Below are 23,732 nucleotides of genomic sequence, written 5' to 3'. Positions count from 1 at the left end.
TATTCTTTTGATTAGCTAAACGAACCCCTCTAGTTGAACTTGTTCATGACTTCTGCAAAAGGAGTTTCCATCCACGCTTCACAAGCATCATACGTTTTCATGATAGATGGGTTAATGATTTCCTTTTCTTTTTTAGAAAATTTACTGAGCACGTAATGGACAATGTCGATATTCGTTTCAGGTCTTCCAATTCCAAAACGAACACGGTTAAATTCCTTTACCCCAAGATGTTCGATGATATTCCTAATTCCATTATGACCACCATGCCCACCTGTATGTCTGAGGCGTATTTTCCCCGTCGGAAGATCCAAGTCATCGTAGACGACGAGCAAGTTTTCGGGTTCAATATCGTAAAAATCCATTGCCTGTCTGACAGATTGACCAGATAGATTCATAAAGGTTTGCGGTTTCAGTATGAGCACCTTTTCCCCTTGCCAGTTTTCAACAGCATAGTGGGCTTCAAACTTTCCTTTTTTAAGCTTCCAACCATTCTGTTTCGCCAAGCAATCAATTACATCAAATCCAATATTATGTCTTGTATGTTTGTATTTTAAGCCCGGGTTCCCTAAACCAACAATACATTTCATGACATTCCTTATCTCCTTTTTGTCCATCGACTAGCAATTTTGACAGCGTAATTCTCACCAACAACGGAACGAATAGTCCCTCGGCATTTCATCAAAGTTTACCCTAAGAAGCATTGCGTCATGCCGGTCTAATCAAAAAAATACAACATGAAAACAGATCGAAGCGCAAACGTGCTCCGATCTGTTTATTTCATGCTATGAAGACGGACTTATTTTTCTTCCTCTTCTTCATCATCTTTCGCATTAACCAACTCTGGTTCTGCTGGCTCTTCACCACTATCTTCTGTTTCAACTTCTTCTTGCTGTGGTGGTAGAATTGTAATGATGGTCGTTTCATCTTCGTCCATAATTTCGTAGTTTTTATCGCCTTTAAGGTCACCGACAGTGATGACATCACCAATGTTAAGCTCAGAAATATCGATTAGAATCTCTTCAGGAATATTTCCTGGAGTCGAACGGATATTCAAGACGTGCATTGGTTGCTGTCTGACACCACCATCTTTTTCACCAACTGCTTCTCCTTCAAGGCGAATGTAAACTTCTACGTCTACTTCTTGAGACATGTCCACCATATAGAAATCAACATGCGTCAATTCACCTTTGATTGCATCTTGTTGATAATCATACAACATTGCGTCGTATGCATTGCCGTTATCCAATTTAACAGAGAATACAGCGTTTCTACCTTCGTCACGAACTTTCTTAATCAAGTCGATTCCATCTACAGAAATATTAACCGGCTCTTTCCCTTTTCCGTATAGAACTCCAGGAATTTGCCCTTCACTTCTCAAACTCTTTGTATTAGAAATACGTAAATCCGTTCTTGCTTTACCTTCAATTGTTGCAGCCATAATATTTCACTTCCTCCATAAATAATTTCCAGTATATTTGTATTCTTTTCTATTATAACCTTTTAGTCATCATTTTTAAAATTTTAACCTGTTTAAACGAAAATTAAACATTAACTAAACAACGTACTGATTGAACGATGCTCATGTACACGCTTGATTGATTCGGCAATTAACTCACCGACAGAAAGTTGCTTAATTTTGCTTGAAGTAATTTGATCCGTCAATGGGATCGTGTTCGTCACAATCAATTCTTTGATTGGTGATTTTTCAATTCGATCATTTGCCGGGCCAGATAACACTGGGTGCGTACAACATGCATAAACTTCTTTTGCACCGCTATCCAACATCGCTTCAGCTGCTAATGTAATTGTACCAGCTGTATCGATGATATCATCAATTAAAATAGCTGTCTTTCCTTCAACTTCGCCTACAATGTTCATCACTTCTGCCACATTTGGCTCTGGGCGTCTTTTATCGATGATGGCAATAGGTGCTTTCAATCGGTCAGCTAGCTGTCGTGCTCGTGTAACGCCTCCGTGATCTGGAGAAACGACGACGACATCTTTCAGCTGTTTTTCTTCAAAATATTTACTTAAAATCGGCATGCCGAAAAGATGATCGATTGGAATATCGAAGAAACCTTGAATCTGAGCTGCATGGAAGTCCAATGTAATCAATCGATCAGCGCCTGCTTTTTCAATGATGTCAGCGACTAGCTTGGCAGTAATCGGCTCACGGGACCTTGCTTTTCTGTCTTGTCTTGCATAGCCATAATAAGGTGAAACGACATTGATCGTACGAGCAGAAGCGCGTTTTAACGCATCAATCATAATCAATAGCTCCATTAAATGTTCATTCACCGGGTTGGAAGTCGATTGTACAACATATACATCACAGCCCCGCACACTTTCTTCGATATTGATTTGCACCTCACCGTCACTGAATCGCTTCACAGAGCTTTTTCCTAATTCCACACCGATATGATCAGCTATTTCCTCGGCCAGCTTCGGATTTGAATTTAACGAGAATACTTTTAAAAATTCATCTTGATATTGACGAGTCATCTTGCAACCTCCAACCAATTATTTTTTATTTAAACGCTCAACGTAACCCTCTTTATTGACTTGACGTGCGCGGGCAATCGACAATGCTTTCTCAGGAATGTCTTTCGTAATCGTTGAGCCAGCAGCCACATAAGACCCTTCCTTTAGTGTAACAGGAGCAATCAAATTCGAATTGCAGCCGATGAATACGCCATCTTCAATAATTGTTTTATGTTTATTTTTCCCATCATAATTGACGGTAATCGAACCACAACCAACATTCACATCGTCGCCGATTTCTGCATCACCGAGATAAGATAAATGCGAAGCTTTACTATTTTGTCCCATCGTTGTCTTCTTGATTTCTACAAAGTTACCGACTTTTACGTCATCTTTTAATAAGCTCTCAGGTCGAACGTGAGCGAAAGGACCGATTTTGACTTGTCGGCCGACTTCACTTTCCTTCAATACACTTTGGTGAACCTCTGTGCCTTGGCCAATTGTACAGTCGATAATCTCACTATTTAATCCAATATAAACATCCGATTGAATGGTCGTTTTCCCTTGAATCCGACAACCTGGTTCAATAACAACGTCCGGCTCAATCACTACGTCAGGACCTATATATGTTTGATCTGGATCGATCAACGTTACACCGTTTTTCATATGTTTTTCATTAATTCGCTTCTGCATTAGCTTTTCTGCTTTAGAAAGTGCCAAACGATCATTGACACCAATTGTTTCTGCATCATCTGGAGTTAAATAGGCAGTTACCTTTTTACCTTCATCTTTAGCAATCTCCAATACGTCAGGTAAATAATACTCGCCTTGAGCATTTGAATTGGAAACATTTTTCAATGCATCGAATAACAATTTATTATCGAAACAATACGTACCCGTATTAATCTCAGTCAGTTGTTTTTCTTCATCAGTTGCATCTTTATCTTCAACAATTTTTGCTACTTCGTTTGATTCATTACGTACGATACGACCATACCCTGATGGATTTTCAAGTTCAGTCGTCAAAACGGTTACGGCGGATTGTTCTTGCTCATGATGTTCCATTAACTGTTTCAATGTATTTGCTGTCAGTAACGGGGTATCTCCACAAACGACAACGGTCGTTCCTTCATTATTTCCAATGAACGGCTCGGCCATTTGTACCGCATGACCAGTTCCCAGCTGTTCTTCCTGCAGCGCATATTCACTGCGGCTACCCAACTGTTCTTTTACCTTTTCAGCGCCATGGCCTACTACAGTAATCAATTGGTTTAACTGCAGCTCATCCAGTTGATCGACAACATGCTCGACCATTGGCTTCCCACAAACGGGGTGCAGTACTTTATATAACTTCGATTTCATGCGAGTTCCTTTTCCCGCTGCCAATACGACAGCATATCTATTCGCCATAATTTCCCCTCCATACATAGGCATACATTATGAATATATCTTAAATAAAAAGTCGATGCAACTGATGACAGGCAGTTCATGCAACTTCTTTTCTCATCAACAAAAAAGAAGCCTATTCATTAACTCCATGAATAGGCTTCTGATCAATCCTTTTTAGGAAGCACCTGCTTCTTCAAGCTCAGATTCTTCTCCAACACGATGGTATTCTTCTAATACAGCATCTTGAATTTTACCTCGTGTATCTGAGTTGATTGGATGCGCGATATCTCTGAACTCTCCGTCTGGTGTGCGTTTACTTGGCATAGCAACGAACAGACCATTGTTTCCATCAATCACACGGATATCATGGACGACAAATTCATCATCCAATGTAATGGAAGCGATTGCACGCATACGACCATCAGTGTTCACGCGGCGTAATCTTACGTCGGTAACTTGCATTATGTATCACCACCTTTAATGAAAACTGCGCTTACAGTGCTTCGTAAGCTTGATCGGTTTCTCCATTCTTTCTTAAACAAAGAATTCGACTTATTAATGTCAATTCAACATTCTCTCGATAAATCCTTCTTTTTATTAAAAAAAATTAAAAAAATATTGCGTTCATATAACCACTTAAGGGTGAACAATGCGTCCACCCTATATGTTACAAACAATCCAGTTGTCTATTGTGAAACGATTATTCAAAATAATTCCCACGAGCAACTTGAATGCGACCTTCACGCTCATTGACTTCCTGAAACTTCAACAAGGAGATATAATCATCAACTCGACGGTCTTCTTCATCATCTTCAGCCTCTGCCAATACACCGATTCCTTTGACGGTTGCATTGAATTCATTCATCAGGCTTACCATGCCGTGAATCGTTCCTCCCGCTTTCATGAAATCATCCAAAAGAATCACATTCGAATTCTCTTTAATACTCCGTTTCGAAAGGACCATCGTCTGTATTTTTCTGGACGAGCCTGATACATAATTAATACTTACAGTAGAACCTTCCGTCACTTTTGGATCTCTTCTAATAATGACAACAGGAACTCTCAACACATCAGCAACAGCATATGCTAGCGGAATACCTTTTGTCGCAACTGTTACGACGTAATCGACATCATACGCTTTGAATGCCGCGCCAAACATTTTTCCGATTATGCGTAACTGTTTTAAGTCACCGAGTAGATCACTCATATAAACATACCCACCAGGCAAAATTCGTTGCGGGTCTTCTAACAGCTCAATGATTTCATCGATTTTCTCTTTACTCAGTTCCATATCGTAATCGGGAATATATCGGACCCCACCAGCTGCACCTGCTGATGTTTGTAACCGTCCAATTCCTAGTTGTTCAAACATGGCATCAATGATATCTAAATCCTCACTGATCGATGATTTTGCCGCTCCAAACCATTTCACGAAAAAAGGCAACGAAATATGTGTATAAGGATTTTCCTTGAAGTAGTCTGTCATTGCTACTAGTCGTTCGCTTCGTCTCATAACCTTTCCACCTTTTATTTTCCGAATATTAATTAATAATATATCACTTAATGTTTGTGTTTACTACCTTTTAGTGGTACTGATATATGGTTAATCCGTTAATGCACGAACTAAATAAACTTCCTGGCAAAAACCTCTTAACCCATTCACGGTTCGTTCAGCTTTTGACAGGTGTTCAGTCAATCCGTAAACGGTCGGTCCACTACCACTCATCAGTACGCCTTCCAAGCCTTGCTTTTGCATAAATGTTTTTATTTGGTCTACTTCTTGATGCATCGCTACCGTAATTGGTTCCAATACATTACCTAGGTGGTTACATAACGAATGAAAATCCTTATTGCGAAGAGCGTTAGCCATTGACTCAGTATCCGGGTGCTCGATTTGATCGATATTCACATTTCCGTACACATCTTTTGTCGACACACCGATACTTGGTTTAGCAAGGACGACCCAACAAGGTGGAGGTGATGGTAAAGTTGATAACTTCTCTCCTCTACCCCTCGCAATGGCCGTTTTTCCTGACACACAAAACGGAACATCCGAACCAATTTCCTCACCGATTTGTTGAAGCTGTTCAGTCGTTTGGCCGAGGTTGAATAACCGGTTCATTCCTCTTAATGCCGCTGCTGCATCACTACTTCCCCCAGCAAGTCCCGCTGCAACAGGTATTTGCTTATCAATCGTAATTTTAACACCGGATTGAATACCGAACTTCTCCCGCATCAAAGCTACCCCTTGATAGGCGAGATTTCGCTGGTCATTGGGAACATATCTTTTTTCGGACACGATCGTAATGCCCTGATTATCTGTTTTCTCAAAAGTAAGTCGGTCTGCAAGATCAATCGACGTCATGATCATTTCGATTTCATGATAGCCATCGTCTCGTTTATGTAAAACGTCTAGCGTTAGATTGATCTTCGCCGGCGCTTTTTCAAAAATCATTATTTCACCTTCTGCATAATTAATTTCTTTGATTGTATCACATACGAGAAATCATTTATAAAGAAAATGTGCTCATTGGTTCTCATTCTATAGGTTTCAATGTGATATGCATGTAAAAAAGGAAATCGGCCACAGTTCAAATGAACTATGACCGATGCAGTCAGTAGGGGGACATGCAGTTGGAAGAGAATACTTACGCTTTATTTTTCGAGTTCTCCTCAGCCATCTCAATTGCCCGCTTCACCATGTTACCGGCATCACGGGACTTGATGCCTCCCCATCCTTCTTTTTGGACCGTGTCGTAAATTCCCATATCTTTTGCGATCTCCTCTTTCAAGCGATCAGACATAACGCCTTTTCGTCTACTCAATGACCACAACTCCTTTTCGGTTTTATTTACGACAGGCTTAGTATATGTATTTCTTAATTCATCAGACATGTAAATTTTGGCGTTAACCACATTGTAAATTGCTGAGACTGCTTTCATTTATAGCCACTATTCAAACAGAAGAGCTTCTACAGCCAATTGACTGTAGAAGCTCTTCTGTTTACTTGCCGTTAAGCCATTTTACTGACTTCATCTGTGAAGGTAATCTCTACGGTTTCAGTAAGTACGTCTGCATAGCTGTAAGAGACTCTTTCAAAAGAATGCTCATCTTGATCTAGCTCAACGATAAAAACAGATGGGTACGTTTCTGCCAACACCCCAAAACGCTCAATCGTTTTGCGTCGACCACCGTTCGCTTTCAATGTTAATTGCTGCCCAATCTTAACATCCAAAGCTTGTTTAATTTCAGCCAAAGTTTTTCCCATACGACTCCACCTCACTAAGTGCTATCTTAACACAAAATGGCCCGAAAGTCAAAAAGTATTTAATTATATCAACATTCCAGCCAAGGTGTCAACATAAATTTTACGAACTACTATTTACCATTTCCTAATTAGCCAAATTCATGCATTCGGAATTCCATTAGACATAAGGCTTCTATTCATCTGTGTTCGCTTTTTCATGTGTCTTAGGTAACTTTTTCATATAAGGTAATCCTGTTCGAAAAAGGCCGCGCGTTTCCAATCCGCCGATCCCTTTTTCTTGGGTTACCGTTTTTTCGATGACGTCATAAATATCCACCTTTTCCATAAAAGGCGTATAGCCAACTTTTGCTGCTACATATACAGGATCCAAGGCATGGATATTAATTCGCGTCGGCGAACTGGCGAAGTTTGCTCCTGCACGGATCAACGACTCAAAGTGTGATTGACATGCACCCGCAAAAATCACAAGCTGATCCAAGTGAGAAACCTTCTTTCTTGCGACACGTACCGCTTCAACGAAATAACGGCTATTTCGGTAAGCACGCAAATCCAGTTCTTCCCCTTTTTGTTTGGAATAGGAGTCATGTCCCGTCAACACTAAAATGTCCGGCTGTACCTTTTCAAGAAGATCAGCTACTTGATGCTGCATCTCGCTTTCTTTGACATGTGCTCCGTGCACTTGAAGTCCAAGCTTGTTATAAAGAAGTATACACTTCTTCAAAAATAGCGCGTCACTATCCATATGAAGCACTTTCGGGCAAATTTGAAACCGCGGTGCATCTTTGATGGAAATTGGCTGTGAATGGTCTCTGAAGGACCTTAAATAGTAATCCTGCCTGAACAGTCGATAAGATTCATGCTCCTTATGGATAATTGATTGCTCCGCCCGCTTTTTTTCTTCTTGAACGACTAGCTTCAAGTCATCAATTGGCGCGTCGACTTCAAGGCGAAAGTTTTCACCGTATAATTGAGCTTGGTCATGATCGATTGATTGGACACGAAACAATAAATCATGTTCATAAGAATGTCTTGTGACAATATCGCCTCTTTGAAGATTCATGGATGTCTCTCCCCCGTAATAGGCTCTCTCACTATCCTATTGAGGGTTTACGTGATTTGTTACACTTCTAATGCCTCTTTCATAAATTTCGTCAGTGTCGAGAACTCCTCCATCGATAAGGATTCACCTCTGCGAGAAGGCTCGATGGCCGCTTGATCAAATACATTCTGTAATTGCTCTTTAGAGATTCGATCTTGAAACCCTTTTTGCAGATTGTTTTTTAACGTTTTTCGGCGTTGTTGAAAGCTTTTCTGAACGACTTCAAAGAACAAGTCCTCATCGACGACATCAACTGGCGGCTTGTCACGTTTTACTAATTGTAAAATCGACGAATCGACATTCGGCTGTGGAACGAAACAAGTCTTCGGCACATTCATGACAACATTCGATGTCGTGTAATATTGAACAGCTATCGACAACGAGCCATATTCTTTAGAGTTAGGCTTTGCCGCCATCCGTGCAGCAACTTCTTTTTGCATCATTACGGTTATGGAATGCATTGGTGAATTGCCCATCAATAATTTCATTAAAATTGGCGTTGTAATATAATACGGAAGATTAGCTACTACACGAACATCAGATGCTTCTGGCATTTTTTCGGCGATGAATGCGTTTAAATCTACTTTCAAAATATCTTCATTGATCACTTGGATATTTTGAAAGCCTTGCAATGTATCCTTTAATACTTCTATAAAACGCTGGTCGATTTCAATGGCAAAAACGTCTTTCGCTTTCAAAGCCAGCTGTTCTGTTAACGCACCAATCCCCGGACCGATTTCGATGACTGTCGTATCTTCAGTAACACCAGCTTTATCAACAATCTTTTTTAAAATATTCGCATCGATCAAGAAGTTTTGGCCTAAACTTTTCTTAAAGGATAGCTTGTGTTTGTCCATAATCTCTTTCGTTCTGGAATAGGTCGCGATCGGTTTGCTCATGAATTGTTCCATCCTTTATCGTTTTCATTCTGAATAATCTCTTTCATTACCGCTTCAAACTGTTTCTCATCAATAGCAAACATGCTTAAACGCTTTTCTAATTGTTTGGCATTGGCATACCCTATCTTCAATTCATTGCCAAGCTTCATTCGACGGTCTTTAGCTTTTGGGCCACCAATTAAGCCATATTGAAGTAAATAAGGCCGCCAATCAATTGAACTCTTCATTTCTTGTCGTACAGCATGTACATCTTCTAACGCTTGCTGAATATCTTCAATATCGGCATGCTCAATCCCTAACCCTTTTCTCTTACCTTTCGCCTTAGTTTTTTCCTTTGGTAGAAAAGCATGCTTACACCCAGGAATATTGGCATCAATCAATCGTCTAAGGCGCTCTCCTGGATAGTCTGGATCGGTAAAAACGATGACCCCTCTTTTTTCCTTTGCATGCTTAATTTGGTCTAATGTACGTTGATTTAAAGCAGAGCCATTTGTTTCAATTGTATCTGCATCTACGGCTAACTTAATACGAACAGTATCATCTCTGCCTTCTAAGACAATTACTTCTTTAATTTTCATACGAACCCTCACTGAATAAATATCGAAAAAAATAAATCCTGCTACCATTTAGTATAGCAGGATTCATAATTATTTTTATTAATATACTTTAATTCGGACTGTTTTTCTTCCGAATGATTTTGCTTTCTCATAAGATGAAAAATGAATGTCGATTTTCTTCCCTTTAATCGCTCCACCCGTATCGCCAGCGATTGCCATGCCGTAACCTTCAACCCAAACTTTCGAGCCTAACGGAATGACACTCGGATCAACCGCAATAACTCTTGGATTCGAGCGTAAGTCAATTCCTGTAGCTGTATGGGTACTCAATGAAGGATTATTCGTTGAATACGCTGTCGCTTGAACAATCATCGTCTGACCCTCTTCTTGATTCGTTTCTTTCGTTTTTACTGTAGACTCAGACTTTGCGGATGTTTGTTGCACATTGTTGGATGATTTCTTTGCGACTGTTTGCTTCGGTGGTTCCTTCGTTCCTTGTGCAACAACGCGGTTTTGACTTTCTTCTGTAATTTCTTCACTTACCAGTTCACGAAAGACTTCTTCACCGTTTTTATACGTAATTTCAAAGGTTTGAACTTTTTTACCCTCTTTACCTTTTTGAACGATTCGCGTTTTACCTTTTTCTAAGGAATCATCGCTTTCCGTCTTCGTGTTGTATGGAATAATTTCATCATATGTTTTCTTCTCTTTATCTACTCGAGTAATCTTAATGATTTCGTTCGATTCTAATTCTTTAGTAGGCTCCATGTTGAGCTGGTCGAGCTCCGTCAGCTTAATCCCTTCTTTTGCGAGAAGCGACTGAATCGTTTGACCTGTCGTCATGACGGTTTTCTTTTCGCCACCATCATTTATTACGACTTCAAAAGCTTTAGATATCGCTAAATGCCGTCCATCACTTAACTCTTCCTCTAAATCAAAGGACAGATGATCATGCTCGTTAACCTCGATGTTCTCTTCTTCTAAAAATTCTTCTGCTGTATTTGCAAAGGTGTGGTACGTTTCCGTTTCATCGTCAATGGTCACGACTACCTCGTTAGAATAGTCCAATTCGATTTCCATGCCATCTTCTAACTCTTTTGTAAGATCTTCAGAAAGATAGTCATGTTCGTCTCGTTCAACACCTAGTTCATTTAAAACTTCTTCAACTGTTTTAGCCATCGTGTTCGTTTCGTGTTTTTCTTCACCGGCTAAGACTGTTACTTCTTTTTTCATAGATTCATAGACAATAAAAAATAATGAAGCCATAGCAACTATTGTTAAAGATAATATGATAAAACCTTTAACACCAAATCGTTTTGAAGCTGTATTCTTTGAGTTCATAAACGAGCCTCCTATACGCAATTGATTATAGTCATACGAAAAAAGGAAGTCAATGAACAATCACATTACAAATTCATTACAGTTTTTACACATTGACTTCATCACGAGAACCAATTGCCCGTTTGATCGACCTAAGAGTCCCGCATGAAACAAAACAAAAGAAAAAACACACACCTAGGCGATCGTTTAAATGATGCTCATTTTAAACTGTATGCCTATGTGTGTGTTTTAGAACATTTAGTTAGTGTTCAAGCATTTACTAGCGTTGTTATTTCGGAATGATTGGTCAGCTTAAGAACCATTAAGCTATTCCAAATAACTTCTTCGCATTATTCCGAGTCACTTCACCGATCTCTTCTAACGTCATTTGTTTCATTTCAGCGATTTTTTCTGCTACTAACAAAACGTACGCAGGTTCATTTCGTTTTCCTCGGTTCGGATGTGGAGCAAGAAATGGACAATCGGTTTCAATCAACAATCGATCAAGTGGTACTTGTTCGGCAACAATTTTGGGATCCGTTGCATTTTTAAAAGTTACTGGACCACCTAATGATATGTGGAAGTTTAAATCGATACATTCCATCGCGTATTCAGCTCGATCATTGAAACAATGCATAATCCCACCGATTTCCTGTGCATTTTCATCCTTCAAAATGTCAATAATATCTTCAGTTGCTTCCCGGTTATGAATAATAATCGGCATCGCCAACTTTTTTGCAAGTCTAATTTGCTTTCTAAAAACTTCTTTTTGAACGTCTACAGGTGATTTATCCCAATGATAATCCAGACCCATTTCTCCAATTGCAACGACTTTTTCATGGGCCGCAAGCTCTTCAATCCATTTCAGATCATCATCCGTCATATCAATCGCATCAACAGGGTGCCAGCCAACCGCGGCATAAATAAACGGATAAGCTTCAGCAATTTCAATCGCTAGTGGAATGGTTTTTCTGTCGAAGCCGACGACAACCATTTCGGTCACACCTGCCGCTTTCGCCCGCTCGATGACTTCATCACGATCTTCCATAAATTGATCGGCATTTAAATGAACGTGTGTATCAAATAACACAGACTCATCCTTTCGTTTGAACAGTTCGAATTAGTTGATTTGTGTTCCGTTTGGTAATGTTTGATCTATCGTAGCCAAAGAGAGAGTACCTTCCTCGTCTTCTCCAGCTAAAATCATGCCTTGAGATAGTTCACCACGCAGTTTGACCGGTTTTAAATTCGAAACGACAATCACTTTTTTCCCTACGAGCTCTTCTGGTTTATAATGTTCAGCAATTCCCGAAACAACTTGACGTTTTTCATAGCCGAGGTCTACACGTAACTTGAGCAGTTTATCCGCTTTTTTCACTTGATCTGCCTCGATGACTTCACCAACACGAAAATCTAGCTTTAGAAAATCATCAATGGCCACTTCGGGAGCGATTTCCTGCTCTTTCGCCTCTTCTTTCTCTTCTTCCTTTTTCGGTGCTGGTGGCGCCATCATATCTTTGATCGCTTGAATTTCCACGTCGTTATCCAAACGAGGGAAGATTGGAGTTCCTTTTTGGACGCTTGTCCCTGTCGGAATGTCATCAAATGTATGCAAGCTTTCCCAGCCTTGCAGCTCTTCGTTTTCTACACCTAATTGACTAAAGATTTTTTGCGGTGTGGACGTCAAGAATGGCTGAAGCATAACGGCAATTTGTCTGAGTGATTCCACTAAATGAGCCATGACATTTCCAAGGCGTTCTCTTTTCGCTTCATCTTTTGCCAATACCCACGGTTCATTTTCATCAATATACTTATTCGTACGGCTGACGAACTGCCAAAGTGTAGACAGTGCTACCGAAAATTGCATATTTTCCATCGCCTCTTCCACTTGCTCTCTTGTCGACGAGGCGACTTTCATCAAATCTTGATCATATTCTGTTTCATTCAGCTGAATTGCTGGAATTTCACCGTCGAAATATTTATTAATCATTGCTACCGTTCGGTTTAATAAATTCCCAAGGTCATTTGCTAAGTCATAATTTGTACGCTCTACAAAAGCTTCCGGTGTAAAAACGCCGTCAGAGCCGAATGGCACTTCACGAAGCAAGTAGTAACGTAATGCGTCTAATCCATAGCGATCGATCAAAGTAACCGGATCGACCACATTCCCTTTAGACTTGGACATTTTTCCGTCTTTCATTAATAGCCAACCGTGAGCAAAAACTTTTTTAGGTAGTGGTAAATCCAATGCCATGAGCATAATTGGCCAATAGATCGTGTGAAAACGAACAATTTCTTTTCCGACTAAATGAACATCTGCCGGCCAGAATTTTTGAAAACGCTCGTCATTTTCCGTTCCATAACCTAATGTTGTAATATAATTCGACAATGCGTCAATCCATACATAGATAACGTGTTTCGGATCTCCTGGTACGCGAACGCCCCAATCAAATGTCGTCCGGGAAACGGCTAAGTCTTCAAGACCCGGTTTGATGAAGTTGTTTAACATTTCATTTTTACGGCTTTCTGGTTGTATGAATTCCGGGTTTTCTTCGTAAAATTCAACGAGACGATCAGCATATTTACTCATCTTAAAGAAATAAGACTCTTCTTTTACCTTTTCAACCGGACGGCCACAATCAGGGCACCGACCATTATCTAATTGACGTTCGGTAAAGAATGATTCACAAGGCGTACAGTACCAACCTTCATATTTGTCCAAGTAAATATCGCCTTGCTGATACAACTGATCAAATATTTTTTCGACAATATCTTTATGGCGCTTCTCTGTTGTCCGAATAAAGTCATCATGAGAAATATCCAACTGACTCCAAAGTTTTTGGATGCCTGAAACAATCTCATCAACGTACTGAATCGGCTCAACACCTTTTTCTGCTGCTTTGCGCTGAATTTTTTGTCCGTGCTCATCCGTTCCGGTCAAAAACATTACTTCATACCCGCGAAGTCGTTTATAGCGAGCAACCGCATCAGCGGCAACGGTCGTATATGCATGACCAATATGCAAATTGCCACTTGGATAATAAATAGGTGTAGTTATATAAAACGTATTTTTTTCTTCTGGCATCCTAGAACCTCCTGTTTTTTAACATATCTTTTCACAAAATGTTAACATTCCATGACAAATTTTTTTAAATTATAAAAAAATGTTCTCTATTTAGCAGTAGTTTGGTAAAATATCAACTAGATATTATTGTACCCATTTAATAGTTTAATTTCCACAGAGAAACAGGCAAGATTGTTTGAAACATTTTCTGACAATTCTTCCTTTACTTAATTGACGGTTAAAAATAATAGTGGTACATTAATGTCATAAGATAGCGAATCTTATATATATGATCGAGAGAGGAGAGAAAGAAACAATGAAATCAACAGGAATTGTAAGAAAAGTAGACGAGCTTGGTAGAGTCGTTATTCCAATTGAATTGCGTCGTACTCTAGACATAAACATTAAGGACGCACTTGAGATTTACGTGGATGACGATCAAATCATCTTAAAGAAATACAGACCAAACATGGCTTGTGCAATCACTGGTGATGTTTCCAATGATAATATCACTGTTGGCGATGGCTCCATTGTGTTAAGCCGAGAAGGTGCTGAACAATTAATCTCTGAGATTAATAAAAAGTTTGACAGTAAATAAATCTATGAATACATCATAGACTGTAGCGTAAAGCTGCAGTCTATTTTTATTTTTACATAGAATTTCATCGTTTTGATGCTCTTTGATTTCTATGAATCGCCTACGTGATATGCTTGATAAACCTCTCGTTTCGATATCGCCCGATCAATCGCTGTTTGCTTAATCGCATCCTTCGAAGAAATTCCCTTTTGGATATAAGTCTCGACATGATCCACTAAACTTAAACTTTCCCACCAAGAGTCTTCAACAGAACTTTCGTCTCCTGGTCCAACAAGTAGAACAAATTCCCCTTTCAACGTCGCTTCACCTTGATCGATGAAATTTTTAACATCGTGAACTGTTCCACGTACGTATTCTTCAAATTTCTTCGTTAACTCGCGCGCTAAAACAATTTCCCGATCAGTCTGATAATATTCCGCCATGACCTCTACCGTTTGTTTAATTCGATACGGTGACTCATAAAAAATTACTGTTTGCTTGATCTGATCTAAGCTAGACAAAATTTCTGTGATTTCCTTTTTCTTTTTAGGAAGAAATCCATAAAACGTAAATGTATTGGCAGGGAGACCCGAAGCAACCAAGGCAACAAGCGCTGCATTGGCCCCTGGAAGGCTCACGACATCAATATGTTCTTCTCGCGCTCGCTGAATCAGTCCAAAGCCTGGGTCTGACACGACTGGCATTCCTGCATCACTGACAAGCGCAATCGAATCGCCATTCCGCAATTTCGACATGAGCTCATCTTCTTTTTGACGATTACTATGCTCATGGTAGCTGATCAATGGTTTGTGAATATCAAAGTGATTCAATAGCTTCTTTGTTTGGCGCGTATCCTCACATGCAATATAAGAAACTTCCTGTAGTGTTGAAAGTGCTCGATACGTTATATCATCCAAGTTGCCAATCGGCGTCGGTACTAAATATAACTTCGCTTCCGATTCATTCTGAAAACTTTTCTGGACGTCGACCATGAAATCGGCTCCCCTCTTCACCGTATAAAATCTTTGCAACCTCACCTGTATAATGACCATCTTCGTCATGAATATAAATCGGTGGCAAGACATCGAGATCCGGTTTACCATCCTTCGAATATTCAATGAGCACAATATTTGCTTCACGACCCTCTTTAGGGTGGACGAATTGAAGACGTTTTGGCTCTAAATTATACTTTTTTCCAATCGTTATTAAGTCTGCCACACGTTGTGGTCTGTGAACAATCGAAACCTTTCCCTTTGAACGGACTAAGGAGCTACACGCTTTTAATACATCATCTAAATTACATAAAATTTCATGTCTAGCGTACGCGAGAAATTCATTTTCGTTTATTTTTTTCTGGCCATCATCCGTGCGGAAATATGGTGGGTTGCATGTCACGACATCAAACCGCTGATTGGCAAGTTCTGCAGGCGGCTCTTTTAAATCACCTTTTACGACCTGGAGCTGCTCTTCAAGCTGATTCAATTTTACATTTCGCGTAGCCATATCAAAAATCCGTTCTTGAATTTCCAATCCATAAATGGTCGCATGGCTTCGCTTTGATAAAAATAAAGGAATGACTCCATTGCCTGTACACAAATCAAGTATCTTCCCTCTCTTAATCGGTAAATATGTGAAATTGGCTAGCAATACGGCATCAATCGAAAATGAAAATACGGTCGGGCTTTGAATAATTCGACGATCTTGGTCTGCTAACAAATAATCAATACGTTCATCACCTTTAAGTTCCACCATAAGCTTTCCTCGTTTCTTCGTTGCTGTGATTCAATGTTTTATTACTTCATTGTTTGTTAAATTTCGTAATTTACTAAGGCTGGTCGCATTTTTAAAATTGGAGAGAAGGCTGATTCAGCGGCTGAAGCTGATTATTCGACGGGTTCATTCGATTTATCGACGGCTTCGAGCGATTATTCGGCGGCTCCATCTGATTTATCGACGGCTTCGAATGGTTTTTCGGCGGCTTCCCTCATTTTATCGGCGGCTCCGAGCGATTATTCGGCGGCTTCTCCCATTTTATCGACGGCTTCGAGCGATTTTTCGGTGGCTTCATCCAATTTATCAGCGGCTCCGATTGATTTTCCGGCGGCTCCAAATAGTTTCTGATTGAAGAAAAACACCCTCTGTCGCTTTCACAACAAAGGATGTTTCACTGTTTCATTCAAAAAACTTCAAACAAAATATGCAATCTTTTTCGCCTCTTGGCGTACCAAAATAGACGTGACAGATGTGAAAACCTTCTTCATAAATTCGTGCTAAATTGTCATACCCTTCTCCTACGGCTTGCATATTTTCTCCATGTGTCTCATCTGCTTCGGAAACATGATCGTTTCGCAAATCATCAAGACGTTGCCGTAAGTGGTGGTTTTCATGGGCCAACTGGTGATTTTCTTCAACCAATTGCACGAGATTGGTTTTTAATTTCACCAAATCCTCTTGTAAATCGGTAAACTTTTTTTCAAAGCTAGAGAAATGCTCTAACATTTCTTTTTTGTTCACGTTACCCACCTCATTGTTTAACAGCTGGAACTGAAAGGGCCCCCTCTTCAATCAGTTCGTCGATGGTATATTCGACAACCCGTTCCAATTCAGTCAATTCAACTTGGACAAGTCGTTCAAGCATATTAAGTCCGACTACTTTCCCTTTACCTTGTGCTGTGTTTAATCGCTCTCCAATGTCTGGAAGTTCTCGTTTTGCATCTTCATACATATCATTCTCATACTTTAAGCAACACATGAGTCGACCGCATAATCCAGAAATTTTCGCCGGATTCAGTGAAAGGTTTTGATCCTTCGCCATTTTGATGGAAACGGGCTCAAAGTCCCCTAAAAAGGTCGAACAGCAAAGCATTCGACCACATGGTCCTATTCCACCTAACATTTTCGCTTCATCGCGTACACCGATTTGGCGTAGCTCGATTCGCGTTTTGAATACAGATGCCAAGTCTTTAACCAAGTGTCTGAAATCAACACGGCCATCTGCTGTAAAGTAAAAAATAATCTTATTTCGGTCAAAAGTGAACTCCACATCGACCAAATTCATATCTAGCTTGTGCTCGTGAATCTTCCGAGCACATAGTTCAAAAGCTTCTTCCGTTTGCTGTTGGTTTTCCAAAACGGTTTGATGATCATGCTCATCAGCAATCCGAATGACCTTCTTCAATGGAAGGACAACATCTTCCTCGTCGACACGCTTATTGGCTATGACGACGTCACCGTATTCAATCCCGCGAACTGTCTCAACAATAACACAGTGATCTGTTGTAATCGCTAAGTCGCCTGGATCGAAGTAATATATTTTACCCGCTTTTTTAAAGCGGACACCTATTATTTCAATCAATCTATATTCACCTCTCCATTTTGAGGATAAGTTGCTCCATTGCCAATGTTGGATGGACATGCATCGCCAATCTTCGCTTCGTCTGCAACACTTCATAAATTGCCGCTTTAATCCGGTGTAACGGCAAATGAGCTTGTTGCTGTTCAAGTCGATCCATTTGATCAATGAAGACTAGTTGTTCCTTTTCATCTAAGTGTAAATAAACGAGATCCTTCAACCATACAAGCAACAAATCAAGACCTTTTTCATGCTGCAGTCGACCATCGAAATGTTGCATCCATGTTTGATGGAGATATATGTAGGATTCCTCATTCGATTGGACAATCCTATCCATTAATTGTACCACTATTTTTCGGCCATTCGCAAACCACTCATCACTTTGTATTTCTTTCGCTTCAACTAAATCAAAACGTAGCGCTGATGCCAAACGAGCATTTGCTTCACTGAGTCCTTCATTACGCAATTGTTGCAAATATGCCTCTTGTGCGAGCGGATAAAAATGAATGCGTTGGCAACGGGATAAAATCGTATCCAGCAACGCGTCTACCTGCTCTGTCAAAAGAATGGCCAATGTTCGCCTGCTCGGTTCCTCTAAAAATTTGAGCAACCGATTTGCTGCGTTAACAGTCATCTTGTCCGCTTCTTCAACAATATAAATTTTTGAATCAGACTCAAAACTAGAATATGTAAATTCTTTTTGCAAAAACTCAATTTGTTCCTTTTTAATCGATTGACCATCTGGCTTAATCCAATGGACATCCGGATGGTTTCCCGATTGAATTCGTTTGCAAGCCACACACTCTCCACAAGGTTCTTCATTTTCTTGCGGATTTTCGCAAAAATAGCGCATGGCAAATAAAAGACTGGCCTCCCGTTTGCCAGTCCCTCTAGGCCCATGAAACAAATAGGCATGTGCTATTCGGTTTTTTTGAATGCTGTTTTGCAACATTTTCGTTGCGACAGGTTGTTTTTCGCCTAGTGTTGACCAGTTCATCATGCCCATCCTATCTATTTAAATCGATTTAAGCGTATAAGTTTACTAGTAATCCTTTAATCTCACCGATTACTTTCAACAAATCGAGAGAGTCTTTTTCTTGGTCTAAAAGTTGGTCGGTTAAATTGATCAACTTTTCATCTATTTGCTCGACCAATGTAAGCTGTCGATTACCGCCCGTTAAATCCCAGCTTCTCGACTGCTTCAACGTCATACCATGCTTGACAGCTTCGTCGATAAATTCATGAATCATTCGTTTATATTTAGCTAAATCTTTAAACGAACGGAATTTCGCGATTTTCTCACCTTGTGCTTGTATTTGGTTAAGAAACTTCGTCAGCTGTTCTCCCTGTAGTTTATCTCGTTCTTGTCCAACCATCGATAAAAAAGCTTGTGAAGGTTGTGAAGTATTCACACGTTTCGTTTGATTCGTATCGATTTTGGTTTGGAGATCTTGAGTGATCTTCATAACGATCTACCTACCTTTACATGAGGCAATTAAAATTTAAAAAACGATTCTACAGGTAATACAAACACCGTTGCTCCGCCAACTTCCACTTGCACAGGTCGTGGGATATAGGAATCTGCATTTCCACCCATCGGCGAAATCGGTGCAACCATTTGTTCACGTTGACTGCAGTTATCGCGGATAATATTAAGAGCCGCATCAACTTGGTCGTCGTCACAACCGATCATTAACGTCGTGTTCCCTTCTTTTAAGAAACCACCACTTGATGCTAATTTCGTCGTCTTGAACTCTTTTTCCGATAACGCATCTTGTAATCGGCTCACATCTTTGTCTTGGACTACAGCAAGGACTAGTTTCATCCTTAACCTCCTTCAGATCCTTTTCTATCATTATAACAAGCTTTGGGGGATTTTATCACTAGTAAATACTTTTAACGCACATTTAATTGGTTTTTGATCAATTTTAAACACTCATTTTGAACAACTTCGGCTGATTGGCTAGCATCGATTGATTGAATACGATCTGGAAAGCGCTCGATCAACAATTCATAAGCATCAAAAACCTTTTGGTGAAAATCAATTTTCTCTAAGTCCAATCGGTTCTGCTCGCGATCTTTATTCGCAGCGATTCGTTCTAATCCTTTCACAGGATCAATTCGAAATAAAACGGTTAAGTCAGGCATCGCATCTTCAATGGCAAACCGGTTCATTTCGTATACTTCATCAATGCCAAGGCCTCTCGCATAGCCTTGATACGCAAGACTACTATCGATGAAGCGATCGCAAAGGACGATTTTTCCTGCTTCCAATGCTGGCAAAACACGCTCGACCAAATGTTGTCTCCGGGCTGCAGCATACAGTAAAGCTTCGGTACGAGCCTCCATTGCTGTATGTTCAGGGTTTAAGATGACATCCCGAATCTTTTCAGCAATCTCTATTCCACCTGGCTCACGCGTTTGAATCACTTGATAGCCCGCTTCAGTCAATTGGTTATGTATATAGGAAAGAGCAGTCGTTTTTCCTGCCCCTTCAACGCCTTCAAATGTAATAAATAATCCACTCACGCACATAAACTCCTCTATATTTGTTCTCGATAAACTGTCATTCCACGTGTTAAATCATATCCGTCATATTGAATCGATTGGAATAGCTGTTCTTTTGAATGGAGAACCTCGAGATCTTTTTCTCGAATTCGCTCCCCCCGAAGAATCAATGGGATTCCCGGCGGATAGGGTGTAACCGTTTCTGCAGCTAATCGTCCGACTGCTTTTGACCACGGAACCCATTCCGTTTCCAAATGGTGGAGCTCTTGAAAACTCAATTCCAATCGCTGAATATCTTTTTCAGCATGTCTACTTGTTATTTTACCATGAAAATCGTTTAATTTGAGCTTATTTACCGACTTTACTGCCTGTTCTAAGCGAGAAAAATCAAATTGCTCATCATAAAAGCCATGGATCACCAATAATTGATTATTTTGTACCATCTCAGCGTATATGCCATTTGCTTGCAGTTGGGCATCCAAATCTCGCATATCGACGTCATTTGAATACAACGTTGTTTTCATCGGATCATCAATTCCCGGACGAACCGATTGCATCGATACGTTTTGTAACGAACTGAGCAGATCCCGAATCTTTTGGATTTGCGAAAATGTTGCTTCCAAGTCCTTCTTCGTACGTGTCGCCAAAAAGTACCGCGCCAAATCAAGAGAAGCCATCACAACATACGACGGACTGCTCGTTTGAACCATTTGCAAATAATGCGCAATCCGTTTAATCGAAATACGTTTGCTGCTACAAACATGTAAATACGAACCCATCGTTAAAGCCGGTAACGTTTTATGAGCAGAATGAACAACCACATCCGCTCCACATTCAATCGCCGATTTCGGAAACGGGGTACCTAATTGCAAATGCGCTCCATGAGCTTCATCGACTAAAACGGGGAGGTTTTTTTCATGACAAAGCTCAATAATCTTTTCCAGATCATATGTCGAACCGAAATAATCCGGATATGTCAAAACAACCGCTTTAATGGAAGGGTAGCGGTTAATAGCTTCTTGGATTGTTTCACGTGAAATAATCGATACACGGTCCACTTGTTCATCATCATCTGGTGAAACGAAAATTGGCTGAGCCCCTGCTAATTCCAGGGCATGCATGATCGATTTATGACTGTTTCGCTGAACAAGAATTTCATCCCCTGGCGAACAAGTCGCTAAAATCATCGCTAGATTCCCAGAAGTTGTTCCATTCACGAGAAAAAACGTCTGTTCTACTTGAAAATAATCTGCTGCAAGTGCTTCTGCTTCCTGAATAACACCTTCAGGTTGGTGCAAATCATCCAAGTTGGATAGCTCCGTTAAATCCAACGGCATCATTTCTTTGAATGGATTTATCTTCTGCGACGGAAACACACGTCCATTTTTATGTCCCGGAACATGAAATGAGACAGGGTTCTCATTTGTATGTTCTATTAATTTATCAAATAAAGGGGTTTGATATTGATTCATGATTATTTCCTCTTCACACTCGTTTATATCGAGCATAGCAGAGCCACCCACAATTGAAAAGCTACTACCTTAAACGAATGGCGGTGCATGTACTTCAAGCTTGGGACACTGGACCAATCTCACTCAATTAAGGGACTATATATTTTCAATTTGGGAACATATTTCACAAACTAAGGATTATAAATTCTTCTATTGGTCACATAAATATTTTAGAAGGGCTTATAAATGCCAACAGTAGTCTCATATTTTTCATATAAGGGTACATATAAAGAAAAAAACTCCTACTGTTTTTGGTAGGAGCATGCTTTTAACCGTTCTACATAATAATCATAACGTTCTTCTTCTGGCGATGTATTGATAATTTCCTTCTCACAATCCGTGCATATAAACGCATATAACAGCTGTAATCCTTCATGCTTCGGCTGATCACAAACCTTGCAAACTTTCATAGATTCTCTCATAAATAACTTCCCCTCCTCTTTATCTACTAGCTTGTCCAGGACGAGAAGCATTTATACATAAATCTATGAAATTTTTAATAGAAATTGTTAAGGAAGAATCAAAAAGTGAATGGCTGCTAAACTTCCTAAACCAAATAGACCGAGAAACCCAACAAACAATGAGGTGAAAATATTAATGGGTATATGAAGACCGAACATCGACCCAAATACATTGGCAAAGAAAATAAACAGTGCACCAATAACCAGCCGTACGACTCCTTTGGAAGCAAAACGCATCAACTTCAACGGCGGACCAAAAAACAAAACAAGCACAATCAATGCGACAATTGCTAAAATGACAACGATAGGATCCATCTGACATCCCCTTTCTGCAATTACTCTATTGTCATTTTATGTTGTGTGTATTTTAAGTAGAACAGATTGTTTATCTATTTTTCAATTTGGTAATTTTTTAAATATATTGATTGTGATATAGTAAATGTAGAAAATTTTTACAAGTAAAACGTGGGCTTTCTAGGATTATATTCTAAAAGTACTCGCTATATCGAACACACAAGTACGATAAGGAGGAACTTATGAGGAAAAAGTGCTTTTTAATAGTCGGTTTACTATTTTTAGTTGCATGTAACCAAAGTGTTGACCAAAAAACGTCTAACCAACCAGAAGACGTACCGAAAAAGCAAAATGAAGAGACGACTAATGAAGAAAACATTTCATTAGAAGAACAATTCATACCTCCGAATTTTACAATCAATCAGCTAGAAATGGATGTACAAGAGAATGAACTGATCATCCAACTTTATTTCACACTTTCTCAAAACCTCTATGATTTACTTCGTCAGTATGAAGATTATTACTTTGCTATTGAATATCCAAAAGCTTTTCATGAATATACGGGGATTTATATATCAGAGCCTATAAGAGGCCCTATACCAACCAACAAAAACCTCTCTTATCAAACGAACATTCACACCAAATGGAACAAAAAATTGTCAGCAAGCTTAATGAAAAACCTTTCAGGCGAAGATGCTAGCTATAATCTACTGATTTTAAATAGTGAGTACGTTCCTATTCATGAATTCAAGGACATACAATGGTACCGGTATGTTAATAAAAGTGAAGGCTAGCTTAGAGTGTTTTCTATAAGACTTTCTGGCATGTTTTCTTGCTCATTCGGGCGTATAGAGCACTCCTATTCGACCTTTCAGCTTGTTTTCCTACTCGCTCGGGTGTATAGAACATCCCTATTTGACCTTTCAGCTTATTTTCCTACTCGCTCGGGCGT

General features: G+C 39.7%; 28 protein-coding genes. 2 read left to right on the top strand and 26 right to left on the bottom strand.

The window, feature by feature from the left end:
• Positions 1-29: 29 nt before the first annotated feature.
• The 15 genes from pth to metG all read right to left on the bottom strand — a co-directional run bounded on the left by pth (position 30) and on the right by metG (position 14,098).
• Complete coding sequence (pth, locus tag FPQ13_RS10925; RefSeq protein WP_144089369.1) at positions 30-587, bottom strand: aminoacyl-tRNA hydrolase; 558 nt, start codon at positions 585-587, stop codon at positions 30-32.
• A 209-nt stretch (positions 588-796) separates the two neighbouring features.
• On the bottom strand, positions 797-1,438 hold the full coding sequence (locus FPQ13_RS10920; protein ID WP_144089368.1) for a 50S ribosomal protein L25/general stress protein Ctc: 642 nt from the start codon (positions 1,436-1,438) through the stop codon (positions 797-799).
• Between the two features lie 110 nt (positions 1,439-1,548).
• Positions 1,549-2,502, bottom strand: a complete 954-nt coding sequence (locus FPQ13_RS10915) for a ribose-phosphate diphosphokinase (protein ID WP_144089367.1) — start codon at positions 2,500-2,502, stop codon at positions 1,549-1,551.
• 18 nt (positions 2,503-2,520) lie between these two features.
• Entirely contained in the window at positions 2,521-3,891 is a 1,371-nt protein-coding gene (gene glmU, locus FPQ13_RS10910) for a bifunctional UDP-N-acetylglucosamine diphosphorylase/glucosamine-1-phosphate N-acetyltransferase GlmU (RefSeq protein ID WP_144089366.1), read from the bottom strand.
• Positions 3,892-4,044: 153 nt separating this feature from the next.
• Positions 4,045-4,332 (bottom strand): septation regulator SpoVG, encoded by a 288-nt coding sequence (gene spoVG, locus FPQ13_RS10905; protein ID WP_144089365.1) that lies wholly within the window; start codon positions 4,330-4,332, stop codon positions 4,045-4,047.
• 238 nt (positions 4,333-4,570) lie between these two features.
• Positions 4,571-5,383: a pur operon repressor gene (gene purR, locus FPQ13_RS10900; RefSeq protein ID WP_144089364.1), complete on the bottom strand. Its 813-nt coding sequence runs from the start codon at positions 5,381-5,383 to the stop codon at positions 4,571-4,573.
• A 90-nt stretch (positions 5,384-5,473) separates the two neighbouring features.
• Positions 5,474-6,328 (bottom strand): 4-(cytidine 5'-diphospho)-2-C-methyl-D-erythritol kinase, encoded by an 855-nt coding sequence (gene ispE / locus FPQ13_RS10895; protein WP_144089363.1) that lies wholly within the window; start codon positions 6,326-6,328, stop codon positions 5,474-5,476.
• Between the two features lie 190 nt (positions 6,329-6,518).
• A complete protein-coding gene (locus FPQ13_RS10890) occupies positions 6,519-6,695 on the bottom strand; it encodes a small, acid-soluble spore protein, alpha/beta type (protein ID WP_144089362.1) in 177 nt (58 codons plus the stop codon).
• A gap of 188 nt (positions 6,696-6,883) precedes the next feature.
• The gene (gene veg / locus FPQ13_RS10885) at positions 6,884-7,138 is read right to left on the bottom strand and encodes a biofilm formation stimulator Veg (protein WP_144089361.1); all 255 of its coding nucleotides are present in this window, start codon (positions 7,136-7,138) and stop codon (positions 6,884-6,886) included.
• A gap of 172 nt (positions 7,139-7,310) precedes the next feature.
• Positions 7,311-8,198: a sporulation peptidase YabG gene (gene yabG / locus FPQ13_RS10880; RefSeq protein WP_144089360.1), complete on the bottom strand. Its 888-nt coding sequence runs from the start codon at positions 8,196-8,198 to the stop codon at positions 7,311-7,313.
• Positions 8,199-8,257: 59 nt separating this feature from the next.
• Positions 8,258-9,136 (bottom strand): 16S rRNA (adenine(1518)-N(6)/adenine(1519)-N(6))-dimethyltransferase RsmA, encoded by an 879-nt coding sequence (gene rsmA / locus FPQ13_RS10875; protein ID WP_144089359.1) that lies wholly within the window; start codon positions 9,134-9,136, stop codon positions 8,258-8,260.
• Complete coding sequence (gene rnmV / locus FPQ13_RS10870) at positions 9,133-9,714, bottom strand: ribonuclease M5 (RefSeq protein ID WP_144089358.1); 582 nt, start codon at positions 9,712-9,714, stop codon at positions 9,133-9,135. Before rnmV ends, rsmA begins: the two co-directional genes overlap by 4 nt.
• A gap of 78 nt (positions 9,715-9,792) precedes the next feature.
• Positions 9,793-11,034, bottom strand: a complete 1,242-nt coding sequence (locus tag FPQ13_RS13920) for a resuscitation-promoting factor (RefSeq protein ID WP_144089357.1) — start codon at positions 11,032-11,034, stop codon at positions 9,793-9,795.
• 301 nt (positions 11,035-11,335) lie between these two features.
• Positions 11,336-12,103, bottom strand: a complete 768-nt coding sequence (locus FPQ13_RS10860) for a TatD family hydrolase (RefSeq protein WP_144089356.1) — start codon at positions 12,101-12,103, stop codon at positions 11,336-11,338.
• Positions 12,104-12,133: 30 nt separating this feature from the next.
• The gene (gene metG, locus FPQ13_RS10855; protein WP_144089355.1) at positions 12,134-14,098 is read right to left on the bottom strand and encodes a methionine--tRNA ligase; all 1,965 of its coding nucleotides are present in this window, start codon (positions 14,096-14,098) and stop codon (positions 12,134-12,136) included.
• A gap of 295 nt (positions 14,099-14,393) precedes the next feature.
• On the opposite strand from metG, the gene FPQ13_RS10850 reads away from it, so the two are divergent.
• Positions 14,394-14,675, top strand: a complete 282-nt coding sequence (locus FPQ13_RS10850; protein WP_144089354.1) for a transition state genes transcriptional regulator AbrB — start codon at positions 14,394-14,396, stop codon at positions 14,673-14,675.
• 89 nt (positions 14,676-14,764) lie between these two features.
• Here FPQ13_RS10850 and rsmI read toward each other — a convergent pair whose 3' ends face one another.
• The 11 genes from rsmI to FPQ13_RS10795 form a co-directional block, all read right to left on the bottom strand.
• Positions 14,765-15,646 carry a 16S rRNA (cytidine(1402)-2'-O)-methyltransferase gene (gene rsmI, locus FPQ13_RS10845; RefSeq protein WP_144089353.1) on the bottom strand — a complete coding sequence of 294 codons (882 nt, stop codon included), beginning with the start codon at positions 15,644-15,646 and terminating at the stop codon, positions 14,765-14,767.
• Entirely contained in the window at positions 15,615-16,406 is a 792-nt protein-coding gene (locus FPQ13_RS10840; protein ID WP_144089352.1) for a tRNA1(Val) (adenine(37)-N6)-methyltransferase, read from the bottom strand. The genes rsmI and FPQ13_RS10840 overlap by 32 nt, the downstream gene beginning before the upstream one ends.
• 420 nt (positions 16,407-16,826) lie before the next feature.
• Positions 16,827-17,168 (bottom strand): initiation-control protein YabA, encoded by a 342-nt coding sequence (locus FPQ13_RS10835; RefSeq protein ID WP_144089351.1) that lies wholly within the window; start codon positions 17,166-17,168, stop codon positions 16,827-16,829.
• Between the two features lie 10 nt (positions 17,169-17,178).
• Positions 17,179-18,009: a PSP1 domain-containing protein gene (locus FPQ13_RS10830; protein ID WP_144089350.1), complete on the bottom strand. Its 831-nt coding sequence runs from the start codon at positions 18,007-18,009 to the stop codon at positions 17,179-17,181.
• A 7-nt stretch (positions 18,010-18,016) separates the two neighbouring features.
• Complete coding sequence (gene holB, locus FPQ13_RS10825) at positions 18,017-19,003, bottom strand: DNA polymerase III subunit delta' (RefSeq protein ID WP_246065492.1); 987 nt, start codon at positions 19,001-19,003, stop codon at positions 18,017-18,019.
• 28 nt (positions 19,004-19,031) lie between these two features.
• Positions 19,032-19,472, bottom strand: coding sequence for a YaaR family protein (locus FPQ13_RS10820; RefSeq protein WP_144089348.1), 441 nt, complete (start codon positions 19,470-19,472; stop codon positions 19,032-19,034).
• A 29-nt stretch (positions 19,473-19,501) separates the two neighbouring features.
• Positions 19,502-19,831 (bottom strand): cyclic-di-AMP receptor, encoded by a 330-nt coding sequence (locus FPQ13_RS10815; protein ID WP_144089347.1) that lies wholly within the window; start codon positions 19,829-19,831, stop codon positions 19,502-19,504.
• Between the two features lie 71 nt (positions 19,832-19,902).
• Positions 19,903-20,535, bottom strand: a complete 633-nt coding sequence (gene tmk, locus FPQ13_RS10810; protein ID WP_144089346.1) for a dTMP kinase — start codon at positions 20,533-20,535, stop codon at positions 19,903-19,905.
• A 14-nt stretch (positions 20,536-20,549) separates the two neighbouring features.
• Entirely contained in the window at positions 20,550-21,986 is a 1,437-nt protein-coding gene (locus FPQ13_RS10805; RefSeq protein WP_186279658.1) for an aminotransferase class I/II-fold pyridoxal phosphate-dependent enzyme, read from the bottom strand.
• A 281-nt stretch (positions 21,987-22,267) separates the two neighbouring features.
• Positions 22,268-22,447 carry a sigma factor G inhibitor Gin gene (locus FPQ13_RS10800; RefSeq protein ID WP_186279657.1) on the bottom strand — a complete coding sequence of 60 codons (180 nt, stop codon included), beginning with the start codon at positions 22,445-22,447 and terminating at the stop codon, positions 22,268-22,270.
• A gap of 87 nt (positions 22,448-22,534) precedes the next feature.
• Positions 22,535-22,801: a pro-sigmaK processing inhibitor BofA family protein gene (locus FPQ13_RS10795; RefSeq protein ID WP_144089343.1), complete on the bottom strand. Its 267-nt coding sequence runs from the start codon at positions 22,799-22,801 to the stop codon at positions 22,535-22,537.
• 221 nt (positions 22,802-23,022) lie between these two features.
• Between FPQ13_RS10795 and FPQ13_RS10790 the strand changes: the two genes are divergently transcribed.
• Positions 23,023-23,574, top strand: coding sequence for a hypothetical protein (locus FPQ13_RS10790; RefSeq protein WP_144089342.1), 552 nt, complete (start codon positions 23,023-23,025; stop codon positions 23,572-23,574).
• Positions 23,575-23,732: the final 158 nt, after the last annotated feature.

Origin of the sequence: Allobacillus salarius, assembly GCF_007559425.1 — a bacterium.
Lineage (GTDB): Bacteria > Bacillota > Bacilli > Bacillales > Alkalibacillaceae > Allobacillus > Allobacillus salarius.
This window is presented reverse-complemented; position numbering and strand designations above follow the sequence as displayed.

What these genes read in the sequence shown, in the direction of transcription:
- pth (WP_144089369.1), bottom strand. Translation starts at nt 587, where the DNA reads ATGAAATGTATTGTTGGTTTAGGGAACCCGGGCTTAAAATACAAACAT.
- FPQ13_RS10920 (WP_144089368.1), bottom strand. Translation starts at nt 1,438, where the DNA reads ATGGCTGCAACAATTGAAGGTAAAGCAAGAACGGATTTACGTATTTCT.
- FPQ13_RS10915 (WP_144089367.1), bottom strand. Translation starts at nt 2,502, where the DNA reads ATGACTCGTCAATATCAAGATGAATTTTTAAAAGTATTCTCGTTAAAT.
- glmU (WP_144089366.1), bottom strand. Translation starts at nt 3,891, where the DNA reads ATGGCGAATAGATATGCTGTCGTATTGGCAGCGGGAAAAGGAACTCGC.
- spoVG (WP_144089365.1), bottom strand. Translation starts at nt 4,332, where the DNA reads ATGCAAGTTACCGACGTAAGATTACGCCGCGTGAACACTGATGGTCGT.
- purR (WP_144089364.1), bottom strand. Translation starts at nt 5,383, where the DNA reads ATGAGACGAAGCGAACGACTAGTAGCAATGACAGACTACTTCAAGGAA.
- veg (WP_144089361.1), bottom strand. Translation starts at nt 7,138, where the DNA reads ATGGGAAAAACTTTGGCTGAAATTAAACAAGCTTTGGATGTTAAGATT.
- yabG (WP_144089360.1), bottom strand. Translation starts at nt 8,198, where the DNA reads ATGAATCTTCAAAGAGGCGATATTGTCACAAGACATTCTTATGAACAT.
- rsmA (WP_144089359.1), bottom strand. Translation starts at nt 9,136, where the DNA reads ATGAGCAAACCGATCGCGACCTATTCCAGAACGAAAGAGATTATGGAC.
- rnmV (WP_144089358.1), bottom strand. Translation starts at nt 9,714, where the DNA reads ATGAAAATTAAAGAAGTAATTGTCTTAGAAGGCAGAGATGATACTGTT.
- FPQ13_RS13920 (WP_144089357.1), bottom strand. Translation starts at nt 11,034, where the DNA reads ATGAACTCAAAGAATACAGCTTCAAAACGATTTGGTGTTAAAGGTTTT.
- metG (WP_144089355.1), bottom strand. Translation starts at nt 14,098, where the DNA reads ATGCCAGAAGAAAAAAATACGTTTTATATAACTACACCTATTTATTAT.
- FPQ13_RS10850 (WP_144089354.1), top strand. Translation starts at nt 14,394, where the DNA reads ATGAAATCAACAGGAATTGTAAGAAAAGTAGACGAGCTTGGTAGAGTC.
- rsmI (WP_144089353.1), bottom strand. Translation starts at nt 15,646, where the DNA reads ATGGTCGACGTCCAGAAAAGTTTTCAGAATGAATCGGAAGCGAAGTTA.
- FPQ13_RS10840 (WP_144089352.1), bottom strand. Translation starts at nt 16,406, where the DNA reads ATGGTGGAACTTAAAGGTGATGAACGTATTGATTATTTGTTAGCAGAC.
- holB (WP_246065492.1), bottom strand. Translation starts at nt 19,003, where the DNA reads ATGAACTGGTCAACACTAGGCGAAAAACAACCTGTCGCAACGAAAATG.
- FPQ13_RS10820 (WP_144089348.1), bottom strand. Translation starts at nt 19,472, where the DNA reads ATGAAGATCACTCAAGATCTCCAAACCAAAATCGATACGAATCAAACG.
- FPQ13_RS10815 (WP_144089347.1), bottom strand. Translation starts at nt 19,831, where the DNA reads ATGAAACTAGTCCTTGCTGTAGTCCAAGACAAAGATGTGAGCCGATTA.
- FPQ13_RS10805 (WP_186279658.1), bottom strand. Translation starts at nt 21,986, where the DNA reads ATGAATCAATATCAAACCCCTTTATTTGATAAATTAATAGAACATACA.
- FPQ13_RS10800 (WP_186279657.1), bottom strand. Translation starts at nt 22,447, where the DNA reads ATGAGAGAATCTATGAAAGTTTGCAAGGTTTGTGATCAGCCGAAGCAT.
- FPQ13_RS10795 (WP_144089343.1), bottom strand. Translation starts at nt 22,801, where the DNA reads ATGGATCCTATCGTTGTCATTTTAGCAATTGTCGCATTGATTGTGCTT.
- FPQ13_RS10790 (WP_144089342.1), top strand. Translation starts at nt 23,023, where the DNA reads ATGAGGAAAAAGTGCTTTTTAATAGTCGGTTTACTATTTTTAGTTGCA.